Origin of the sequence: Agromyces sp. NDB4Y10 (assembly GCF_001620055.1) — a bacterium.
GTDB classification, from domain to species: Bacteria; Actinomycetota; Actinomycetes; order Actinomycetales; family Microbacteriaceae; genus Agromyces; species Agromyces indicus.
Genome location: NZ_LQGY01000055.1, coordinates 46080 through 62339 on the forward strand (window position 1 = coordinate 46080; position 16260 = coordinate 62339).

Annotated in this window: 17 protein-coding genes; 12 read left to right on the forward strand and 5 right to left on the reverse strand. The window is 71.5% G+C overall.

The genetic code is table 11. From position 1 onward, the window contains the following. Positions 1 to 121: 121 nt before the first annotated feature. The 5 genes from AVP42_RS12510 (at position 122) to AVP42_RS12530 (ending at position 3458) form a co-directional block, all read left to right on the forward strand. Positions 122 to 943: an alpha/beta fold hydrolase gene (locus AVP42_RS12510; RefSeq protein WP_067949512.1), complete on the forward strand. Its 822-nt coding sequence runs from the start codon at positions 122 to 124 to the stop codon at positions 941 to 943. Next, positions 940 to 2391 (forward strand): sensor domain-containing diguanylate cyclase, encoded by a 1452-nt coding sequence (locus AVP42_RS12515; protein ID WP_067949515.1) that lies wholly within the window; start codon positions 940 to 942, stop codon positions 2389 to 2391. Before AVP42_RS12510 ends, AVP42_RS12515 begins: the two co-directional genes overlap by 4 nt. A gap of 98 nt (positions 2392 to 2489) precedes the next feature. Beyond that, positions 2490 to 2801 carry an ATP-dependent DNA ligase gene (locus AVP42_RS12520; RefSeq protein ID WP_067949517.1) on the forward strand — a complete coding sequence of 104 codons (312 nt, stop codon included), beginning with the start codon at positions 2490 to 2492 and terminating at the stop codon, positions 2799 to 2801. A gap of 28 nt (positions 2802 to 2829) precedes the next feature. Beyond that, positions 2830 to 3144 (forward strand): hypothetical protein, encoded by a 315-nt coding sequence (locus AVP42_RS12525; RefSeq protein WP_067949519.1) that lies wholly within the window; start codon positions 2830 to 2832, stop codon positions 3142 to 3144. Positions 3145 to 3185: 41 nt separating this feature from the next. Next, complete coding sequence (locus AVP42_RS12530; protein WP_067949521.1) at positions 3186 to 3458, forward strand: hypothetical protein; 273 nt, start codon at positions 3186 to 3188, stop codon at positions 3456 to 3458. Here the strand turns inward: AVP42_RS12530 and AVP42_RS12535 are convergent. From AVP42_RS12535 to dnaK, 5 genes are all read right to left on the reverse strand, one after another. Further along, the gene (locus AVP42_RS12535; protein ID WP_197467019.1) at positions 3443 to 4225 is read right to left on the reverse strand and encodes an EAL domain-containing protein; all 783 of its coding nucleotides are present in this window, start codon (positions 4223 to 4225) and stop codon (positions 3443 to 3445) included. The two genes, AVP42_RS12530 and AVP42_RS12535, sit on opposite strands and share 16 nt — an antisense overlap. Positions 4226 to 4336: 111 nt before the next feature. After that, positions 4337 to 4759: a heat shock protein transcriptional repressor HspR gene (locus AVP42_RS12540; RefSeq protein ID WP_067949525.1), complete on the reverse strand. Its 423-nt coding sequence runs from the start codon at positions 4757 to 4759 to the stop codon at positions 4337 to 4339. Beyond that, complete coding sequence (locus AVP42_RS12545; RefSeq protein WP_067949526.1) at positions 4759 to 5754, reverse strand: DnaJ C-terminal domain-containing protein; 996 nt, start codon at positions 5752 to 5754, stop codon at positions 4759 to 4761. Before AVP42_RS12545 ends, AVP42_RS12540 begins: the two co-directional genes overlap by 1 nt. Positions 5755 to 5881: 127 nt before the next feature. After that, the gene (locus AVP42_RS12550) at positions 5882 to 6553 is read right to left on the reverse strand and encodes a nucleotide exchange factor GrpE (RefSeq protein WP_067949527.1); all 672 of its coding nucleotides are present in this window, start codon (positions 6551 to 6553) and stop codon (positions 5882 to 5884) included. Positions 6554 to 6555: 2 nt separating this feature from the next. Then, positions 6556 to 8433 (reverse strand): molecular chaperone DnaK, encoded by a 1878-nt coding sequence (dnaK, locus tag AVP42_RS12555; protein WP_067949528.1) that lies wholly within the window; start codon positions 8431 to 8433, stop codon positions 6556 to 6558. Positions 8434 to 8845: 412 nt separating this feature from the next. On the opposite strand from dnaK, the gene AVP42_RS12560 reads away from it, so the two are divergent. From AVP42_RS12560 to AVP42_RS12590, 7 genes are all read left to right on the forward strand, one after another. Beyond that, positions 8846 to 9748, forward strand: coding sequence for a hypothetical protein (locus tag AVP42_RS12560; RefSeq protein WP_067949529.1), 903 nt, complete (start codon positions 8846 to 8848; stop codon positions 9746 to 9748). Between the two features lie 79 nt (positions 9749 to 9827). Continuing rightward, positions 9828 to 10379 carry a hypothetical protein gene (locus AVP42_RS12565; protein WP_067949531.1) on the forward strand — a complete coding sequence of 184 codons (552 nt, stop codon included), beginning with the start codon at positions 9828 to 9830 and terminating at the stop codon, positions 10377 to 10379. 171 nt (positions 10380 to 10550) lie between these two features. Further along, a complete protein-coding gene (locus tag AVP42_RS12570) occupies positions 10551 to 12077 on the forward strand; it encodes a M1 family metallopeptidase (RefSeq protein WP_231878619.1) in 1527 nt (508 codons plus the stop codon). 72 nt (positions 12078 to 12149) lie between these two features. After that, positions 12150 to 13460, forward strand: a complete 1311-nt coding sequence (gene rlmN, locus AVP42_RS12575) for a 23S rRNA (adenine(2503)-C(2))-methyltransferase RlmN (protein WP_082847233.1) — start codon at positions 12150 to 12152, stop codon at positions 13458 to 13460. Positions 13461 to 13503: 43 nt separating this feature from the next. Beyond that, positions 13504 to 14076, forward strand: a complete 573-nt coding sequence (locus tag AVP42_RS12580; RefSeq protein WP_067949534.1) for a hypothetical protein — start codon at positions 13504 to 13506, stop codon at positions 14074 to 14076. A 239-nt stretch (positions 14077 to 14315) separates the two neighbouring features. Then, entirely contained in the window at positions 14316 to 15209 is an 894-nt protein-coding gene (locus AVP42_RS12585; RefSeq protein ID WP_082847270.1) for a serine protein kinase RIO, read from the forward strand. A gap of 196 nt (positions 15210 to 15405) precedes the next feature. After that, on the forward strand, positions 15406 to 16194 hold the full coding sequence (locus AVP42_RS12590; protein WP_067949536.1) for an endonuclease/exonuclease/phosphatase family protein: 789 nt from the start codon (positions 15406 to 15408) through the stop codon (positions 16192 to 16194). Positions 16195 to 16260 lie beyond the last annotated feature (66 nt).

Below are 16260 nucleotides of genomic sequence, written 5' to 3' on the forward strand. Positions count from 1 at the left end.
CCCCTTGACCGAACCGTCCAAACTATGTCGGTCGGCTCGTGGCGGGATAGAGTCCGGGCAGGATGCCACCGAGGCGCCGTCGCGTCCGCGGAACCCGAACCCCGCGCCGATCAGGAGCACCATGAGCACGATTGCCAGCGCCGCCCGGTCGCAGGTGCTCCGACGCAACAACGTCACCGTCACCGGCGACCCGGCAGGGCGGCCGATCGTGTTCGCGCACGGGTTCGGTTGCAGCCAGGAGGTGTGGCACGCCGTCGCGCCGCGGTTCGAGTCCGACCATCGGGTCGTGCTGTTCGACGCCGTGGGATCGGGCGCGTCCGACCTCGGCGCGTACGACCCGGCGCGCTACGACTCCCTCCACGGCTACGCCGACGACCTCCTGGAGATCCTCGACGCCCTCGACCTGCACGATGCGGTGTTCGTCGGGCACTCCGTCGCCGCGATGGTGGGGGTCCTGGCCTCGAACGTCGACCCGTCGAGGTTCGGCGCGCTCGTGCTCGTCGGTCCGTCTCCCCGGTACCTCGACGACGACGACTACACCGGCGGCTTCAGCCACGCGGACATCGAAGGGCTGCTCGACGCCCTCGACGCGAACTACCTCGGATGGTCCGAGACGATGGCTCCGCTCATCATGGGCAACCCCGCTCGGCCGGAGCTGGGTTCCGACCTCACCGAGAGCTTCTGCAGCGTCGATCCGCGCATCGCGAGCCAGTTCGCTCGGGTCACCTTCCTCTCCGACAACCGGCGGGACCTCGAGCAGGTGCGCACGCCGACCCTCGTCCTGCAGTGCTCCGAGGACGTCATCGCCCCGCCGGCCGTGGGTCGGTACGTGCACGAGCAGATCTCCGGAAGCCGGTTCGTCCAGCTCGCGGCCACCGGCCACTGCCCGAACCTGTCGGCGCCCGAGGAGCTCGCCGCGGAGATCACGGCGTTCCTGCGATGACGATCTCCTCCAGCCCGCCGCCCACCAGGAGCGGCGAAGACGAACTCCACGAGTCGTACGTCGAGCTGTTCCACGATGCGCCGTGCGGATACCTGACGACCACGGCCGACGGCGTGATCACGCGCGTGAACCGGACCCTCGCGACCTGGACCGGGCTCGGCGAGGACGAGCTGCTCGGCACCGCTTTCGTCGACCTCCTCACCACGGCGGGGCAGCTCTTCTACGAATCCCGGTTCGCCACCGTCCTCCGGCTCTCCGGCGAGGTCCGCGAGGTCGCCCTCTCGATGCGCTGCGCCGATCTCCGCGACCTGCCCGTGCTCATCAACGCGCTGATCGTCCCCGCACACGGCGAGCGAGCCGAAGAGATCCGCATCGCCGTCTTCGACGCCACCGAGCGCCAGGACTACGAGCGCCAGCTGCTCGTGGCCCGCCGCCAGGCCGAGGCCTCCGAAGCACGCGTGCGCGTGCTCCAGGACGCGTCGAGCGCCTTCGGCCTCGCCATGAGCGTCCAGGAGCTCGGGGAGGCGCTCATCACCGCCGCGCGCACGGGACTGCTCGCCGCGAGTGCGGCGGTCCTCCTCCCCGGCGAGCGCGACGGCCGGGACCTCATCGTCGACGGCGTCCAGATGGACCCCCTCATCTCCGCGGGCCTCATGGACCTCGCCATGCAGGCGATCGAGGGAGACGAGGTCGTCACGGTCGCGAGCCTCGACCAGGCGGCGACCATCCGCCCCGATCTCGACGTCGCGCTGCAGGAGCAGCGGCTCGCTGCCCTCAGCATCGCGCCGCTCCGAGGCGACTCCGGCGCCCACGGCGTCGTCGTCTGCTTCTTCGGGCGCGACCAGGTCTTCGACGACGACACGCGCGACATCCACGCCGCGCTCGCCCGTCAGGCCTCCCAGGTGCTGCGGCGCGTGCGACTGCAGGAGGAGCTGGCCCATCGTGCGCTCCACGACCAGCTCACCGGCCTGGCCAACCGCAAGCTGCTCCAGGTGCGACTGGACGAGGCCCTCGCCGGCGCACGGCGCGACGCGCGCCCGCTGTCGATCGTGTTCATCGACCTGGACGGCTTCAAGGCGGTCAACGACGCCCTCGGCCACCGCGTGGGCGACGAGGTGCTCGTCGAGGTCGCCGAGCGGCTCCGCGGCGTCGCGCGCGCATCGGACCCCGTGGCGAGGTACGGCGGGGACGAGTTCGTGATCGTGTGCGAGAACGCGGATGCCGAGGCGGCCGGGGTCATCGCGGAGCGGTTCCGGCACGAGGTGGGCCGTCCGTTGACGAGCGTGCCCCCCAGCTACAGCGTCGCGGCGAGTGTCGGCGTGGCGACCTGGACTCCCGACGACACGGCCGACGATCCGGAACCCGAACGGCTGATCCGGCTGGCCGACGAGGCGATGTACGCCTCGAAGCGCGGCGGCCGCGATCGGGTCACATCGGTGACGGTGTAGTCGGGCACACCGCTCACGGCGCACCGCACGGCTCGCCCGCCGGCTTCGGTGACGACCTGCGTACCGCCCTGGAATGTATCGCTCGCGAAGGAGGCGACATGGGAACACTGGAATACAACTCGAAGCTCTCGGCGACGTTCGACGACCGGACACTCGCCCACCTGCAGGTGGCGATCTGGTCGAAGCTGCGCCGCGGTGAGCACTTCGCATTCACCTGGGTCGACGAGGAGGCGACACCGCCGAGGACCTCCGTCTGGTGCAGCCCCACCATTCCGATGACGTTCCAGTTCGACCGGGCCGAGCCCGCCGAGCTGAACCCCCGGTGGGTCGAAGTGCTCACCAAGGCGGCCAACTCGGCAGGTGGGCTGCGACTGATCCCCGAGCCCGTCGAGGCGACCCCCGCTCGATGAGCGCGACACGAACAGGAGGAGGAACGGGATGGGCACCCTGATCTACGGTCAGCGGATCTCGGAGTTCGAGATCGAGGACCGCACGCTCGCGCACCTGCAATTCGTCATTGCGGCGAAGCTGCAACGCGGCGAGCAGTTCATGTTCACCTGGAGCCACGGGATGGAACGCGGCAGCGGCCGCAGCGTCATCTGGATCAGCCCCGCAGCGCAGGTGCACTTCCGCTTCAGCGGCAATCGCGCACCCAAGCTCAACCGGGCCTGGCTCGAGATGCTGATGGACAGCGCGAACAGCCGCGCCGGGCTCCAATGGGTGCCCGAGCCGGCCGACGCCGCCGGACCCTGACACCGCACCCCCGACGACGGAACGAGAGAACGGAGCATCCCTTGAAGATCCACCGGCTGACGGTCGACGGCAAAGACTACTTCCTGCCCGACCCCATCGACGAGCTTCGCGCGCAGATCCTCGCCGCCATCCAGGCCGGCGGCGGTTACGTCACCATCCCCCCGCTTCGAGGCGGCCCGGGAATCGACATCCTCTTCTCGCCGGGGATGCCGGTGAGCTGGACCCAGCTCGACATCGGCGATTCCGGCGACGCCTCCGGGACGTCGTCGGGGCAGGACCCCGACGAGTTCGCGGATCCCTACAGCTCGCTCTGAGCCGGACCGCCCGCTTCCGCCCGGAGGCGGGCGGTCATCCGTTCGGGCGTCGACGGTCGGCCGAACAGGAACCCCTGGGCCCGGTCGAATCCCAGCTCTCGCACCGCTTCCCATTGCAGCTCGGTCTCGACGCCCTCGGCGACCGTGCGCAGCCCTCGATCGCGGGCGAAGCGCACCAGTCGAGCGACCTCCGTGCGCTCCTCGGTGACGTGCTGGATCAGCGAGCGGTCCACCTTGAGCTCGGTGATCGGCAGCGCGCCCGCGCGGAACTCGGCCTCCTCGACGGATCGCACGTCGTCGAGCGAGACTCCGACCCCGTGGGCGCGCACCCGGCGGAGGTTGTCTTCCGCGGCGGCGGGCGACGGTCGCGACTCGGTCAGCTCCAGCATGAGCAGCTCGGGTCGGATGCCATCAGTCCGCAGCCGGTCGAGCACCCGATCGGCGAAGTCGGCCCGCTCGAGCTGCACGGCGGCGACGTTGACGGCGACCTCGATCCGTCGTCCCGCGGAGGTCAGGTCGGCAGCGAAGCGGCAGGCGCACCGGAGCATGGCGTCGCCGATGGCATCCATCGACCGGGTCTCCTCGGCGATCGGGATGAAGTGCTGCGGCCCGAGCACACCTCGCTGGGGATGGCGCCACCGGCTCAGCGCCTCGACCGCCACCGTGCGCCCGTCCCGGGCGTCGACCTGCGACTGGAACTCGGCGACGATCTCGCCGCGCACCGCGGCACGCCGCAGGTCGCGCACCACTCGCTGGTTCCCGTGCACGACACCCTCCCCCGGGCTCTCCGACAGCCCCGGCCATTGTGCGTGCAACATCCGATTTCGGACAAAGGCGAGACACGAGGCGCTCCGCGCCCTATAATCCGCTCGCCGACCTCAGCTCCGGTCGAGCGGCCGCCACACGACGACGGCGTTCTCGCGCCGCACGCGCGTGCCGGCCTTGAGCGACACGACCTCGCCGTGGGCCCCGGCGGCGAAGACCCGGCGTCCGGGCCGGTTGAGCATCTCGTCGGCGAGCGCGCGCTCCAGCTCGCGGACGCGTTGGCGGAGGTCGGTGACCTCGTTCTCGAGATCGAGGATGCGGCGGATGCCCTCGAGGCTCACGCCCTCGCTCGAGAGCTGCTGGATCTCGCGGAGCTGCGCGACGTCCCGCATCGAATAGCGACGCGACTTGCCCGCCGTGCGCTTCGGGGACACGAGCCCCATGCGGTCGTACTGGCGGAGCGTCTGCGGGTGCATGCCGGCGAGCTCGGCCGCGACCGAGATCACGAACAGGGGGCTCTCGCCGTCGACCTGCATCAGTGGCCCCGGGCCTTGGCGAGGAGGTCCTCGCGGGGATTCTCGTCGGGCAGGAGCGCGGCGAACTCGCGCAGCTTCTCCTCGGCCTCCTTCGACAGGTGCGACGGCACGGCGACCTGCACGACGGCGAGGAGGTCGCCCGTGCCCTTCTTCGTCTCGACGCCGCGACCCTTCACGCGCAGCACGCGGCCGCTCGGAGTGCCCGGCGCGACACGCAGCTTGACCGGCTCGCCGCCGAGCGTCGGCACCTGGATGGTGGCGCCGAGCGCGGCCTCGACGAAGGTGACGGGCACGTTGACGCGGAGGTTGAGCCCGTCACGTTCGAACACCGGGTGCTTGCGCACCTTGACGGTGAGCACGATGTCGCCGGCCTCGCCGCCGTCGGGCGACGGGTGGCCCTTGCCGCGCAGCCGGATCTTCTGGCCGTCGGCGACTCCCGCGGGCACGTTGACGGTGATCTCGCGCCCCTCGGCGGTCTGCAGCGTGATGCGGTCGCCCTTGGTGGCGGTGACGAAGTCGAGCGTCGTCGACGCGGTCACGTCACGCCCGCGGGTGGGGCCGCCGAAGCCGCCGTAGCCGCCGGTGGGCTGGCCGAACCGGCCGCCGCCGAAGAGGCCGCTCAGCAGGTCGTCGTACTGGCCGGCGCCCTGCTGGGTGGTGTAGCGCGTGCCGCGGCCGCCCGGGCCGCCGAACATGCCGCCGAAGACGTCCTCGAAGCCGCCGGCGCCGCCGGCGCCGGGCGCGGTGAACCGGGCGCCCTGCCCCATCGCGCGGACCGCGTCGTACTCCTTGCGTTCCTCGGGATCGGAGAGCACGGAGTGCGCCTCGCTGATCTCCTTGAACTTCGACTCGGCGGCGGCATCCCCCGGGTTCTGGTCGGGGTGGTACTTGCGCGCGAGCTTGCGGTAGGCCTTCTTGATGTCGGCGTCGCTGGCGTCCTTGGAGACGCCGAGGATCGCGTAGAAGTCCTTGTCGAACCAATCCTGGCTGGCCATCGGCGCCTCCTTCCTCGAAATCTAGTGCGGATCGGTGATCGAGTAGCGCCGCCTGCGGCGCGTATCGAGATCGGGTGACCCGGTCTCGATACGGCCGCGGGCGGCCTCCTCGACCAGCGGTGCCCCGCTACGCGGGCGTCTTGACGACGACCTTCGCCGCACGCAGCAGCGTGCTGCCGAGCAGGTACCCGGTCTCGACGACGTCGGCGACCGTGTCGACCTCGACCTCGTCGGAGTGCTGCTGGAAGATCGCCTCGTGCCGCTGCGGGTCGAACGCCTCGCCCACCTCGCCGAACGGGGTGAGGCCGAGCTTCTCGACCGACGCGCGCAGCTTCGCCGCGATCGTCGCGAACGGGGTGTCGCCCTCGAGGTCGCCGTGCTTCTCGGCGCGGTCGAGGTCGTCGAGCACGGGCAGCAGCACGGCCACGGCCGCGCCGATCGCCCGCTCCCGCTCGACCTCGCGGTTCGCCTCGGTGCGCTTGCGGTAGTTCGCGTACTCGGCGGTGACCCGCTTCAGGTCGGCCAGGTGCTCGGCCGACGGGTCGTCGACCTCGGCCTGCGCGGCGTTCAGGATGTCGTCGACGGTGAGGGCCTCCTCGTCGAGCACGTCCGAGACGTCGGGTGCAGCACCCTCGGCCGTGCCGGCGGCATCCGTCGACCCCGCCTCGGGGGCGGACTGCTCGCCCGCCCCCTCGGCACCGGAGTCGGCATCGGGCTTGCGAACCTGACCCGTCTCGGGGTCGATCCGCCGCTTGTCGCGGATGATCGGCTCGTCGTGGTTCTGGTTCTCGTCAGCCATGGCTACTTCTTCTCGTCCTCGTCGTCGATGACCTCGGCGTCGACCACGTCCTCGTCGGACTGGTCGGAGCCCTCGGTGCCGGACGGGTTGGCGTCCTCACCGGGGTTGGCGCCGGCGGTCGCGTCGGCCTGCTGGCCCTGCGCGTAGATCGCCTCGCCGAGCTTGCCCTGCGACTGGTTCAGCTTGTCGAACGCCGACTTCACCGCGTCGTCGTCGTCGCCGGCGAGCGCGGTCTTCAGCGCGTCGACGTCGCCCTGGACCTCGTTCTTCACGTCGGCCGGGAGCTTGTCCTCGTTGTCCTTGATCAGCTTCTCGATCGAGTAGACGAGCTGCTCGGCCTGGTTGCGCGTCTCGGCCGACTCGCGGCGCTTCTTGTCCTCCGCCGCGTGCTCCTCGGCGTCGCGCACCATCCGGTCGATGTCCTCCTTCGGCAGCGACGAGCCGCCGGTGATGGTCATCGACTGCTCCTTGCCGGTGCCCTTGTCGCGCGCCGACACGTGCACGATGCCGTTCGCGTCGATGTCGAAGGTGACCTCGACCTGCGGGATGCCACGGGGAGCCGGGGCGATGCCGGTCAGCTCGAACGTGCCGAGCGGCTTGTTGTCGCGCGTGAACTCGCGCTCGCCCTGGAACACCTGGATCGCGACCGACGGCTGGTTGTCGTCGGCGGTCGTGAAGGTCTCGCTCCGCTTGGTCGGGATGGCCGTGTTGCGCTCGATGAGCTTGGTCATGATGCCGCCCTTGGTCTCGATGCCGAGGCTCAGGGGGGTGACGTCGATGAGCAGCACGTCCTTGCGCTCGCCCTTGAGGACGCCGGCCTGCAGGGCGGCGCCGACGGCGACGACCTCATCCGGGTTCACGCCCTTGTTGGGCTCCTTGCCGGTCTCCTGCTTCACGAGCTCGGAGACGGCGGGCATGCGGGTCGAACCGCCGACGAGCACGACGTGCGCGATGTCGGCCACCTTGATGCCGGCCTCGCGGATGACATCCTCGAACGGCTTCTTCGTGCGGTCGAGCAGGTCGCTCGTCATGTTCTCGAACTGGGCGCGCGTGAGCGTCTCGTCGAGGTTGGCCGGGCCGTTCTCGGTGAGCGAGAGGTACGGCAGCTGGATGCTCGTCGACATGCTCGACGAGAGCTCCTTCTTGGCCTGCTCCGCGGCCTCCTTGAGGCGCTGGAGGGCGATCTTGTCCTTCGAGACGTCGACACCCGTCGAGTCCTTGAAGCGCTTGATCAGGTGCTCGACGATGCGCTGGTCCCAGTCGTCGCCGCCGAGGCGGTTGTCGCCCGCGGTCGCACGGACCTGGATGGTCGAGAAGTCGTCGTCCTTGCCCACCTCGAGGAGGGACACGTCGAACGTGCCGCCACCGAGGTCGAAGACGAGGATGAGCTCGTCCTCCTTGCCCTTGTCGAGGCCGTACGCGAGCGCGGCGGCGGTGGGCTCGTTGATGATGCGGAGCACGTTGAGGCCCGCGATCTCACCGGCCTCCTTGGTCGCCTGGCGTTCCGCGTCGTTGAAGTACGCCGGCACGGTGATGACCGCGTCGGTGACCGTGTCGCCCAGGTACTGCTCGGCGTCGCGCTTCAGCTTCTGCAGGATGCGCGCCGAGATCTCCTGCGGCGTGTAGGTCTTGCCGTCGATCTCCTTCTTCCAGTCGGTGCCCATGTGGCGCTTGACCGACGAGATGGTGCGATCGACGTTGGTCACGGCCTGGCGCTTGGCGGTCTCGCCGACGAGCACCTCGCCGTCCTTCGTGAATGCCACCACCGACGGGGTGGTGCGGAAGCCCTCGGCGTTCGCGATGACGACGGGCTCGCCGCCCTCGAGGACGCTCACGACCGAGTTGGTGGTGCCCAGGTCGATTCCGACTGCACGTGACATGTGTGTCTCTCCTTCTGCCGGGGGGTTCTCGGATGTCGCCCCGCGGCGATCGGCCCGGCGGTGCCCGCCCGCGGCCGAAGTCTGCTCGTCGAGACTTGAGCCTCGACCGCTCAAGTCTCGCAGCGGCATCCGTTCGATGTCAAGTCGGGACGCTGAAAGTTGAGCCTACGTGACTCAACCCGACCTCGCCCGTCCGCATTCCCCCTGCGCCCCATCCCCCGGGCCGGGCCTCAGCCCTCGCGTGCGAGTGTCCAATGGATGTCGCCGCGACGCTCCCGTGGCGGCATCCATTGGACACTCGATGGGGGTGCGGAGCGGCGACCGGTCCTGCACAGGCCGCGATGAGGCGAGTGGACCCACCGCACGCGCCTCGGCGCCGGTACGCCGTGGGCGCGGCGCGCAGCATGGTCCGGTGCCGGCGCGCCCCCTCCCGCCGCAACTCCGCCGAGTGCCGTTCTCGGTGCCGCGTGCCGATGAGCTCGGCGTCCCGCGTGGGCGGCTCCGCGCGCTCGACCTCTCCGCGCCCTTCCACGGCGTACGCGCCACCGTCCCCCCGGCGACCCATGCCGAGCGCTGCGCCGCGTTCGCCGCCCGCATGCCCGTCACCCAGGTGTTCAGCCACGCCACGGCCGCCCTGCTGTGGGGCGTGCCGCTGCCGTCCGCGCTGGAACGGGGGCCGCTGCACGTCTCCGCCCTGCGCGGACGCGAGCCGCGCGTGCCGGGCGTGGTCGGCCACCGGCTCCGCGCCGATCGGGTCCGGGTCGGCGCCGTCCGCGGGCTCCCCGTGGTGTCGGCGTGCGACTCGTGGTGCCAGCTCGCGACCGCGCTGTCCCACGACGACCTCGTCGCCGCCGGAGACCGGCTGCTCGGCTGGCCCCGCCCGCTCGTCTCGGCCGACGAGCTCGACGCGGCGATCGAGCGGCATCGCGGCGGACGCGGGACGAGCGCGCGGGATGCGGCACGGCTCGACCTCCGGCCGGGTGCGGCGTCGCCGCGGGAGACCCGGCTGCGGCTGCAGGTGATACGCGCCGGCTTCCCCGAGCCGGAGCTCAATGCGCCGATCCCACTGAGCGCGGGGTGGACCGCGCACGGCGACCTCGTTTTCCGCGCGTACGGGGTGCTGCTCGAGTACGACGGCGAGCAGCACCGCGGCGACGACGCGCAGTTCCACCGAGATGTCGAACGGCTCAACGACCTCGCCGCAGACGGGTGGATCGTGATCCGGGTCGGGCGCCGGCTGCCGATGCAGCGCGCGCTCGACCAGCTCGAACGCGCGATGCGCAGCCGCGGCTGGCGTGGCGTTCGTGCGAGCTAGGGTCGACGGATGCCGCGGGGCGGACATCTCGGGGTGCACACCGACGTCGGTGCGGGGCGCGGGCGATACGGTGGGGCGCATGACCCGGACCCTCGCGCCGCGCGTGCTCGCGGCATCCGCTGCCCTGACCCTCTCGCTCGGCCTCGCGGCCTGCGCGAGCGACGACCCCGCCGAGACGGCGGCGCCCACGACGCCGGCCGCCGCTTCGCCCGAGCCGACCACGGAGCCGACGACCACGGAACAGCCCGCGATCGGCGCGAGCTGCGAGGACGTGCTCGCGCCCGACGCGTACGCGAAGCTCGAGGCCGACGGGCTCGAAACGCGCAATCCCGACCCGGTCGACCCGGTCGCCCAGCGGATCGTCGAGGACGGCGGGATCGCCTGCGCGTGGGTGAAGCCGCAGACCGACAACATGCTGAACCTCGCCCACGCGACCGGCGTGGACGAGGGCGAGTGGACGACCGCCCTCGCCAAGGCCGGGTATGCGCAGACCGACGAGCCCGTGGCCGGCGCGTGGACGGGTCCCGCCGAGCCGGGCAGCGGCGTGAGCCCGGTCGTGGTGCTCGCCGACGGGACGATCACGTGGGTCAGCGCGCCCGACTTCGCGCAGTGGGTCCGTCGGGCGAGTTGATCCGTCGACATCGCTGTCCGGATCGGCGGTGACGCACGGAACACGCGTGACGCGCTGAACGACGCAGGAAACCTGCGCGCTTCCCCGCTCGGGGGTCTGTTGCGCGCCAAGCGCTTTCCCCTAGGGTGCAGCCACCGGCATCAGGAAAGGGTGAGCATGATTCGGCACAGGATGAGGTTGATCGGCGGGGCGACCGCCGCGATGGTGGTCCTCGGCGCGTTCGGCGCGACGGCGGCTGCGGCGGCTCCGGGCAAGGGTCCCGACAATGCGGGACCGCGGTATACGGCCGGCGCCTCGGGCGTCGGCGACGCGTACTTCCCCCTCGCCGGCAACGGCGGATACGACGTCCAGCACTACGACCTCGCCATCCGCTACGCACCGCCCGCCCCATCCCCCGCGCCGCTGTCGGGCCAGTTCGACGGTGTCGCCACGATCGACCTCGTCGCCACGCAGGATCTCGACCGGTTCAACCTCGACCTGCGCGGGATGGACGTGCGGTCGGTCAGCGTCGACGGCAAGCCTGCGACGGGCATCCAGCCGCCGCTCGCCGGTCAGGTCGTCGACGGCGCCGCGTACTGGCACGTGCAGAACGCCGACCAGCGCGAATGGGAGCTCACGATCCAGCCTCGGCCGAAGCTCAAGGCCGGCCAAGCCGTGCAGGTCGTCGTGGAGTACGGCGGTGCCACGACGCGACCGCTGGACATCGAGGGCGCACTGTACGGGTGGGTGACCACGCGCGACGGCGCCATGGTCGTGAGCGAGCCCGACGGATCCATGACCTGGTATCCGGTGAGCGACCACCAGACCGACAAGGCGACGTACTCGTTCGAGATCACGGTGCCCGAGGGCAAGACCGCCGTCGCGAACGGAATCCAGCCCAAGCCGGCGGAGACGGTCGACGGCTGGACCACCTGGTTCTGGGATGCCCCCGACCTCCAGGCGAGCTACCTGACGACGGCATCGGTCGGCGACTTCGACCTCGTCGAGACCACGTCGACGGGCGGCGACATCCCGATCATCGACGCCATCGACCGGAAGCTCACCGCCGCGCAGCGCACTGCCCTCAACACCCGACTCGCGCTGCAGCCCGCGATGCTGGACTTCATGGAGGGGTACTTCGGCGAGTACCCCTTCGTGGCGTACGGGTCGATCATCGACAACGACACGGTGGGCTACGCCCTCGAGACGCAAACCAGACCGGTGTACGGCATCGGACAGTCCGGCGAGGGCACCCTCCTGCACGAAGCGGCGCACCAGTGGTTCGGCAACGCGGTGAGCCCCGAGCGGTGGCAGGACATCTGGCTCAACGAGGGCTGGGCGACGTACGCCTCCTGGATGTGGACCGAGCATCGCGGCGGCATCAGCGCGCAGCAGGCGTACAACAACTGGTACGCGCCCGCTCGCACCACCGCCTACTGGAACCTCCAGATCGGCGACCCGGGCAACATGGGTCTCTTCGCCACGCAGGTCTACAACCGGGGCGCCGCGACCCTCCATGCCCTGCGGGTCGAGGTCGGCGACGACGACTTCTTCGAGGCGAGCCGGCTCTGGCTGGAGCGCTACGACGACTCGGCGGGCACGTCGGAGGACTTCCAGGCCATCTACGAAGAGGTCTCGGGCAAGGACCTCGACGGGTTCTTCCAGACCTGGCTGTACGACCAGGTGAAGCCGCCGGCCACCTGGACCATCACCCCGTAGCGGGCGGGCACGCACGACGGGGGCGCCCGGGCATCCAGCGGATGCTCGGGCGCCTCCGCGTACGCTGGAGGGATGCCGACCGACGCGCCCGACACCCCTGCCCGCACCGCGGAGCCGGCGGCGACCCCGCGCGACGGCGCCGTGCGCGAGACGCGCGGCAGCGGCATCCGCTCGACCAAGCCCCGCCAGGTGCGGCCGAAGACCGAGGGATGGCAGCAGGCGAAGGACGCCGACGGCCGCCCGCTGCTGCAGTTCGCGTCGCCGAAGCGCGGCAAGCCGCCCGCCCACCTCGCCGACCTCGCGCCCGAGGAGTGGAAGGCGAAGGCGGACGAGCTCGGCGTGCCCGCGTTCCGACTCAAGCAGGTCGCCCGCCACTACTTCACGCGCTGGACCACCGACCCCGCCGAGATGACCGACCTCCCGGCTGAGGGCCGCGAGGAGCTCGTCGCCGGGCTGCTGCCGCCGCTGCTCACCGAGGTGAAGCGCCTCGAGACCGACCGCGGCGACACGATCAAGTTCCTCTGGAAGCTGCACGACGGTGCGCTCGTCGAGTCGGTGCTCATGCGCTACCCGGGCCGCATCACGCTGTGCGTGTCGAGCCAGGCCGGCTGCGGCATGAACTGCCCGTTCTGCGCGACCGGCCAGGCGGGCCTCACGCGCAACATGTCGGCCGCCGAGATCCTCGACCAGGTCGTCGCCGCGAACCGCGTCATCGCCGCGGGTGCGCTGCACGGCAAGCGCGCCGACGACGGCACGCCCGAGCGCGTCTCGAACATCGTGTTCATGGGCATGGGCGAGCCGCTCGCGAACTACGCCCGGCTCATGCGGGCCGTGCGCACCATGGCCGCGCCCGCGCCGAACGGCCTCGGCATGTCGGCCCGCAACATCACCGTCTCGACGGTCGGCCTCGTGCCCGCCATCCGCAAGCTCGCCGACGAGCACGTGCCCGTCACGTTCGCGCTCAGCCTGCACGCGCCCGACGACGGGCTGCGCGACGAGCTCATCCCGGTGAACTCGCGCTGGAAGGTCGACGAGGCGCTCGATGCCGCACGCGAGTACTTCGAGAAGACCGGCCGGCGCGTGTCGATCGAGTACGCCCTCATCAAGGACATGAACGACCACGGATGGCGCGCCGACCTGCTCGCCGAGAAGCTCAACGAGCGCGGCCACGGGTGGGTGCACGTCAACCCGATTCCGCTGAACCCGACGCCCGGCTCGATCTGGACCGCGTCCGAGGTCGACGTGCAGCAGGAGTTCGTGCGTCGCCTCACCGCCGCCGGCATCCCCACCACGATCCGCGACACGCGCGGCAAGGAGATCGACGGCGCCTGCGGGCAGCTCGTCGCGACCGAGGAAGACGAGGCGGTCGCCGCCCGCGCCTGACCGCCTCACCCGCCCGATCCGGAGCCGCGGGTACGCTACCGCCATGATCCGAACGTCGCTTCCGGCGCTCGCCGGCGCGGGGCTCGTCCTGGGCCTCTTCACCGGATGCGTCGCGGAGCCCGCCCCGCCCGCGTCGCGCCCCACCGGCAGTGCGCCCCCGAGCGCGTCCGGGTCCGCCGACTCGGCGAGCCCGACCGCGAGCGCGGCGCCCGCGCCGACCACGTCGTCCGGCGAGGAGGTCACCTGCGAGAACGTGCTCGCGACCGAGGACGCCGCCCGCCTCGAAGCCGACGGGCTGGAGTACCGCGCGGACCGCTCCGAGCCCTTCGGTCCGGCCGCCGCCGAGCTCGCCGCCGACGGCGGGTTGTCGTGCACCTGGCTCGGCGGCGGCGACCTCGGCGTTTGGTTCACGATCCTGTCCGAGACGGATGCCGCGTGGCAGGCGCGTTCGGCCGGGCTACAGGGGTCCGGGTGGGTCGAGACCGGCTACCCGCTCCCCGGCGCCCTGGAGGCCCCGCCGGACTACGACCCGAACTACATCCCCGTCATGGCGCACGTCGACGGCGTGACGTACTTCACCACCTCGGCCGACTTCCTCGTGGCCGTCGCCGACTAGCACCGACCGGGCGCGGGTCTTTACGGATGCCGCGGCACCGGCGTATGCTCGTGCGGGCCGCGCCACGCGGCATCCGTCGCCTCGATCGAGGCGAGCACGAGCGCCCAGCGGGCCGAGACCGGAAGGAGTGAGCGATGAACACCGTCCTTGTCGCGCGTATCGCAGACACCCTTCCCTGCGAGGCCGCCCGCTAGCATCCGCGACGGTGGCCTCCACGATCTCGGAGAACCACCGTGAACATGCTGTCGTCACTCGACGATTCCGCCGCGCGCCGCGCGGCATCCGCCACGCCGCTCGCCGCGGCGTTCGCCCACGACCTCGCCTTCGCCGACGTCGAGCCGGGCGAGGACCAGCGCTGGTCCACCTGGCCGGCCACCCAGCCCAGCGAGCGCGGGCCTCTCCCGCGCCCCGACTGGGTCGTCACCTCCGCCGCCGCGATCGACACCGAACTCGGCATCGTGAAGACCGGCAAGGAGGCCGACCTCTGGCTCATCGAACGCGCGGTGCCGGGTGCGCCGCCCGAGGTACCCGGCAACCGCACGCTCCTCGCCGCGAAGCGCTATCGCGGCACCGAACATCGGATGTTCCATCGCTCGGCGGTGTACACCGAGGGCCGCGCGGCGCCGCGCCGCAGCCGTGACGTGCGCGCCGTGCAGCGCTCGTCGTCGTACGGCCGCGAGGTCGCGCGCACCGAATGGGCGTACGCCGAGTTCGCCGCGCTCAGCCGGCTGGCCGAGCTCGGCGCGGCCGTCCCGTATCCCGTGCAGGTCGGCGAGACCGAGGTGCTCATGGAGTTCATCGGCGAGGGGCGGGTGGCGGCGCCGCGGCTCGCGCAGGTGCGCGCCTCGCGCGACGAGCTGCGCGACCTGTTCCACCAGGTCGTCGACTTCATGCACACGCTCGCGTTCGCGGGGCTCGCACACGGCGACCTCTCGCCCTACAACCTGCTCGTGCACCGCGGGCGGGTGGTCGCGATCGACCTGCCGCAGGTGGTCGACGTCGTCGCGAACCCGAACGGGTTCGACCTGCTGCACCGCGACTGCGTCAACGTGTGCGAATGGTTCACGCGGCAGCGGCTGGAGTGCGACGCCGAGGACCTGTTCGCGCAGCTCGTCGGCGACGTGACCGGCTGAGCCGCGGCATCCGCTCGCCGTGGTGGACGCCGCCGAGCACAGGTCGGACGGGAATCGTCGGTACCGGATCGCCGGTCCGACGATTCCCGTCCGGCGGGACCCGGCAGCTCGGGGACCCGGGCAGCTCGGGGACCCCGGCGACCCGGGCGGCGCAAGGGGCTCGCGATCGCCGGCGCTCGCGCCTACGCTGCCGCGCATGCGACTCGCGACGTGGAACGTGCTCTGGCGGTTCGCGCCCGACTGGCGGGCGCGCGAGCGCGGGATCCTGACGACGCTCGAGCGCGTCGCGCCGGACGTGCTCGGCCTGCAGGAGTGCTGGGCGACCCGGACGGAGTCGCAGGCCGATCGCATCGCCGCGCACCTCGGGATGCACGCCGCCTTCGCGGGCCCATCGCTGCCGCCGGTGCCGGAGCCGCCGGAGCACGACGACCAGGCGGGCGTGCGGATGGGCGTTGGCCTCGTCAGCCGGTGGCCGATCGCCGGCACCGTGGAGCACGAGCTGCCCGTGAGCCACCGGCAGGTCGCCCCGGTCGCCCTCGAGGCGCGGATCGCGCACCCCGAGACGCCGTTGCGCGTCGTGGTCGCGGCGACCGAGTGGGAACCGGCGTACGCCGACGACCACCTCGCCCAGACGAGGCGGCTCGCCGAGTTGATCGGCGCGCCCGACCTGGCGCCACCGACGTTCCTCCTCGCCGACCTCAACTGCGACGTCTCCCAGGCCGAGTTCGCCCCGCTGGCGCCGGTGGCGGTGGATGTCTGGGCGATCGCCGGCGGTGCAGCGGATGCGGTGACGCTGAGCTCCGCGGTCCCGTTCGCGCCGCTCGAGGCCGTCAAGGAGATGGATCGGAGGATCGACCACATCCTCATGGCCAACGGATCCGGCGCCGTCGTGGAAGGCGCGTCGATCATCGACGAGCCGGTCGACGGGCTCTTCCCCAGCGACCACTTCATGGTGACGGCCGACGTGCGCCTGCCGCCGCGGTGACGCACGGCGGGTCGGGCGACGGGCGGCGGCGGGTCCCGGCACTTCCGCAGGGGCGTTGCGAGCCGC

What these genes read in the sequence shown, in the direction of transcription:
- AVP42_RS12510 (WP_067949512.1), top strand. Translation starts at nt 122, where the DNA reads ATGAGCACGATTGCCAGCGCCGCCCGGTCGCAGGTGCTCCGACGCAAC.
- AVP42_RS12515 (WP_067949515.1), top strand. Translation starts at nt 940, where the DNA reads ATGACGATCTCCTCCAGCCCGCCGCCCACCAGGAGCGGCGAAGACGAA.
- AVP42_RS12520 (WP_067949517.1), top strand. Translation starts at nt 2,490, where the DNA reads ATGGGAACACTGGAATACAACTCGAAGCTCTCGGCGACGTTCGACGAC.
- AVP42_RS12525 (WP_067949519.1), top strand. Translation starts at nt 2,830, where the DNA reads ATGGGCACCCTGATCTACGGTCAGCGGATCTCGGAGTTCGAGATCGAG.
- AVP42_RS12540 (WP_067949525.1), bottom strand. Translation starts at nt 4,759, where the DNA reads ATGCAGGTCGACGGCGAGAGCCCCCTGTTCGTGATCTCGGTCGCGGCC.
- AVP42_RS12545 (WP_067949526.1), bottom strand. Translation starts at nt 5,754, where the DNA reads ATGGCCAGCCAGGATTGGTTCGACAAGGACTTCTACGCGATCCTCGGC.
- AVP42_RS12550 (WP_067949527.1), bottom strand. Translation starts at nt 6,553, where the DNA reads ATGGCTGACGAGAACCAGAACCACGACGAGCCGATCATCCGCGACAAG.
- dnaK (WP_067949528.1), bottom strand. Translation starts at nt 8,433, where the DNA reads ATGTCACGTGCAGTCGGAATCGACCTGGGCACCACCAACTCGGTCGTG.
- AVP42_RS12565 (WP_067949531.1), top strand. Translation starts at nt 9,828, where the DNA reads ATGACCCGGACCCTCGCGCCGCGCGTGCTCGCGGCATCCGCTGCCCTG.
- AVP42_RS12570 (WP_231878619.1), top strand. Translation starts at nt 10,551, where the DNA reads ATGAGGTTGATCGGCGGGGCGACCGCCGCGATGGTGGTCCTCGGCGCG.
- rlmN (WP_082847233.1), top strand. Translation starts at nt 12,150, where the DNA reads ATGCCGACCGACGCGCCCGACACCCCTGCCCGCACCGCGGAGCCGGCG.
- AVP42_RS12580 (WP_067949534.1), top strand. Translation starts at nt 13,504, where the DNA reads ATGATCCGAACGTCGCTTCCGGCGCTCGCCGGCGCGGGGCTCGTCCTG.
- AVP42_RS12585 (WP_082847270.1), top strand. Translation starts at nt 14,316, where the DNA reads ATGCTGTCGTCACTCGACGATTCCGCCGCGCGCCGCGCGGCATCCGCC.
- AVP42_RS12590 (WP_067949536.1), top strand. Translation starts at nt 15,406, where the DNA reads ATGCGACTCGCGACGTGGAACGTGCTCTGGCGGTTCGCGCCCGACTGG.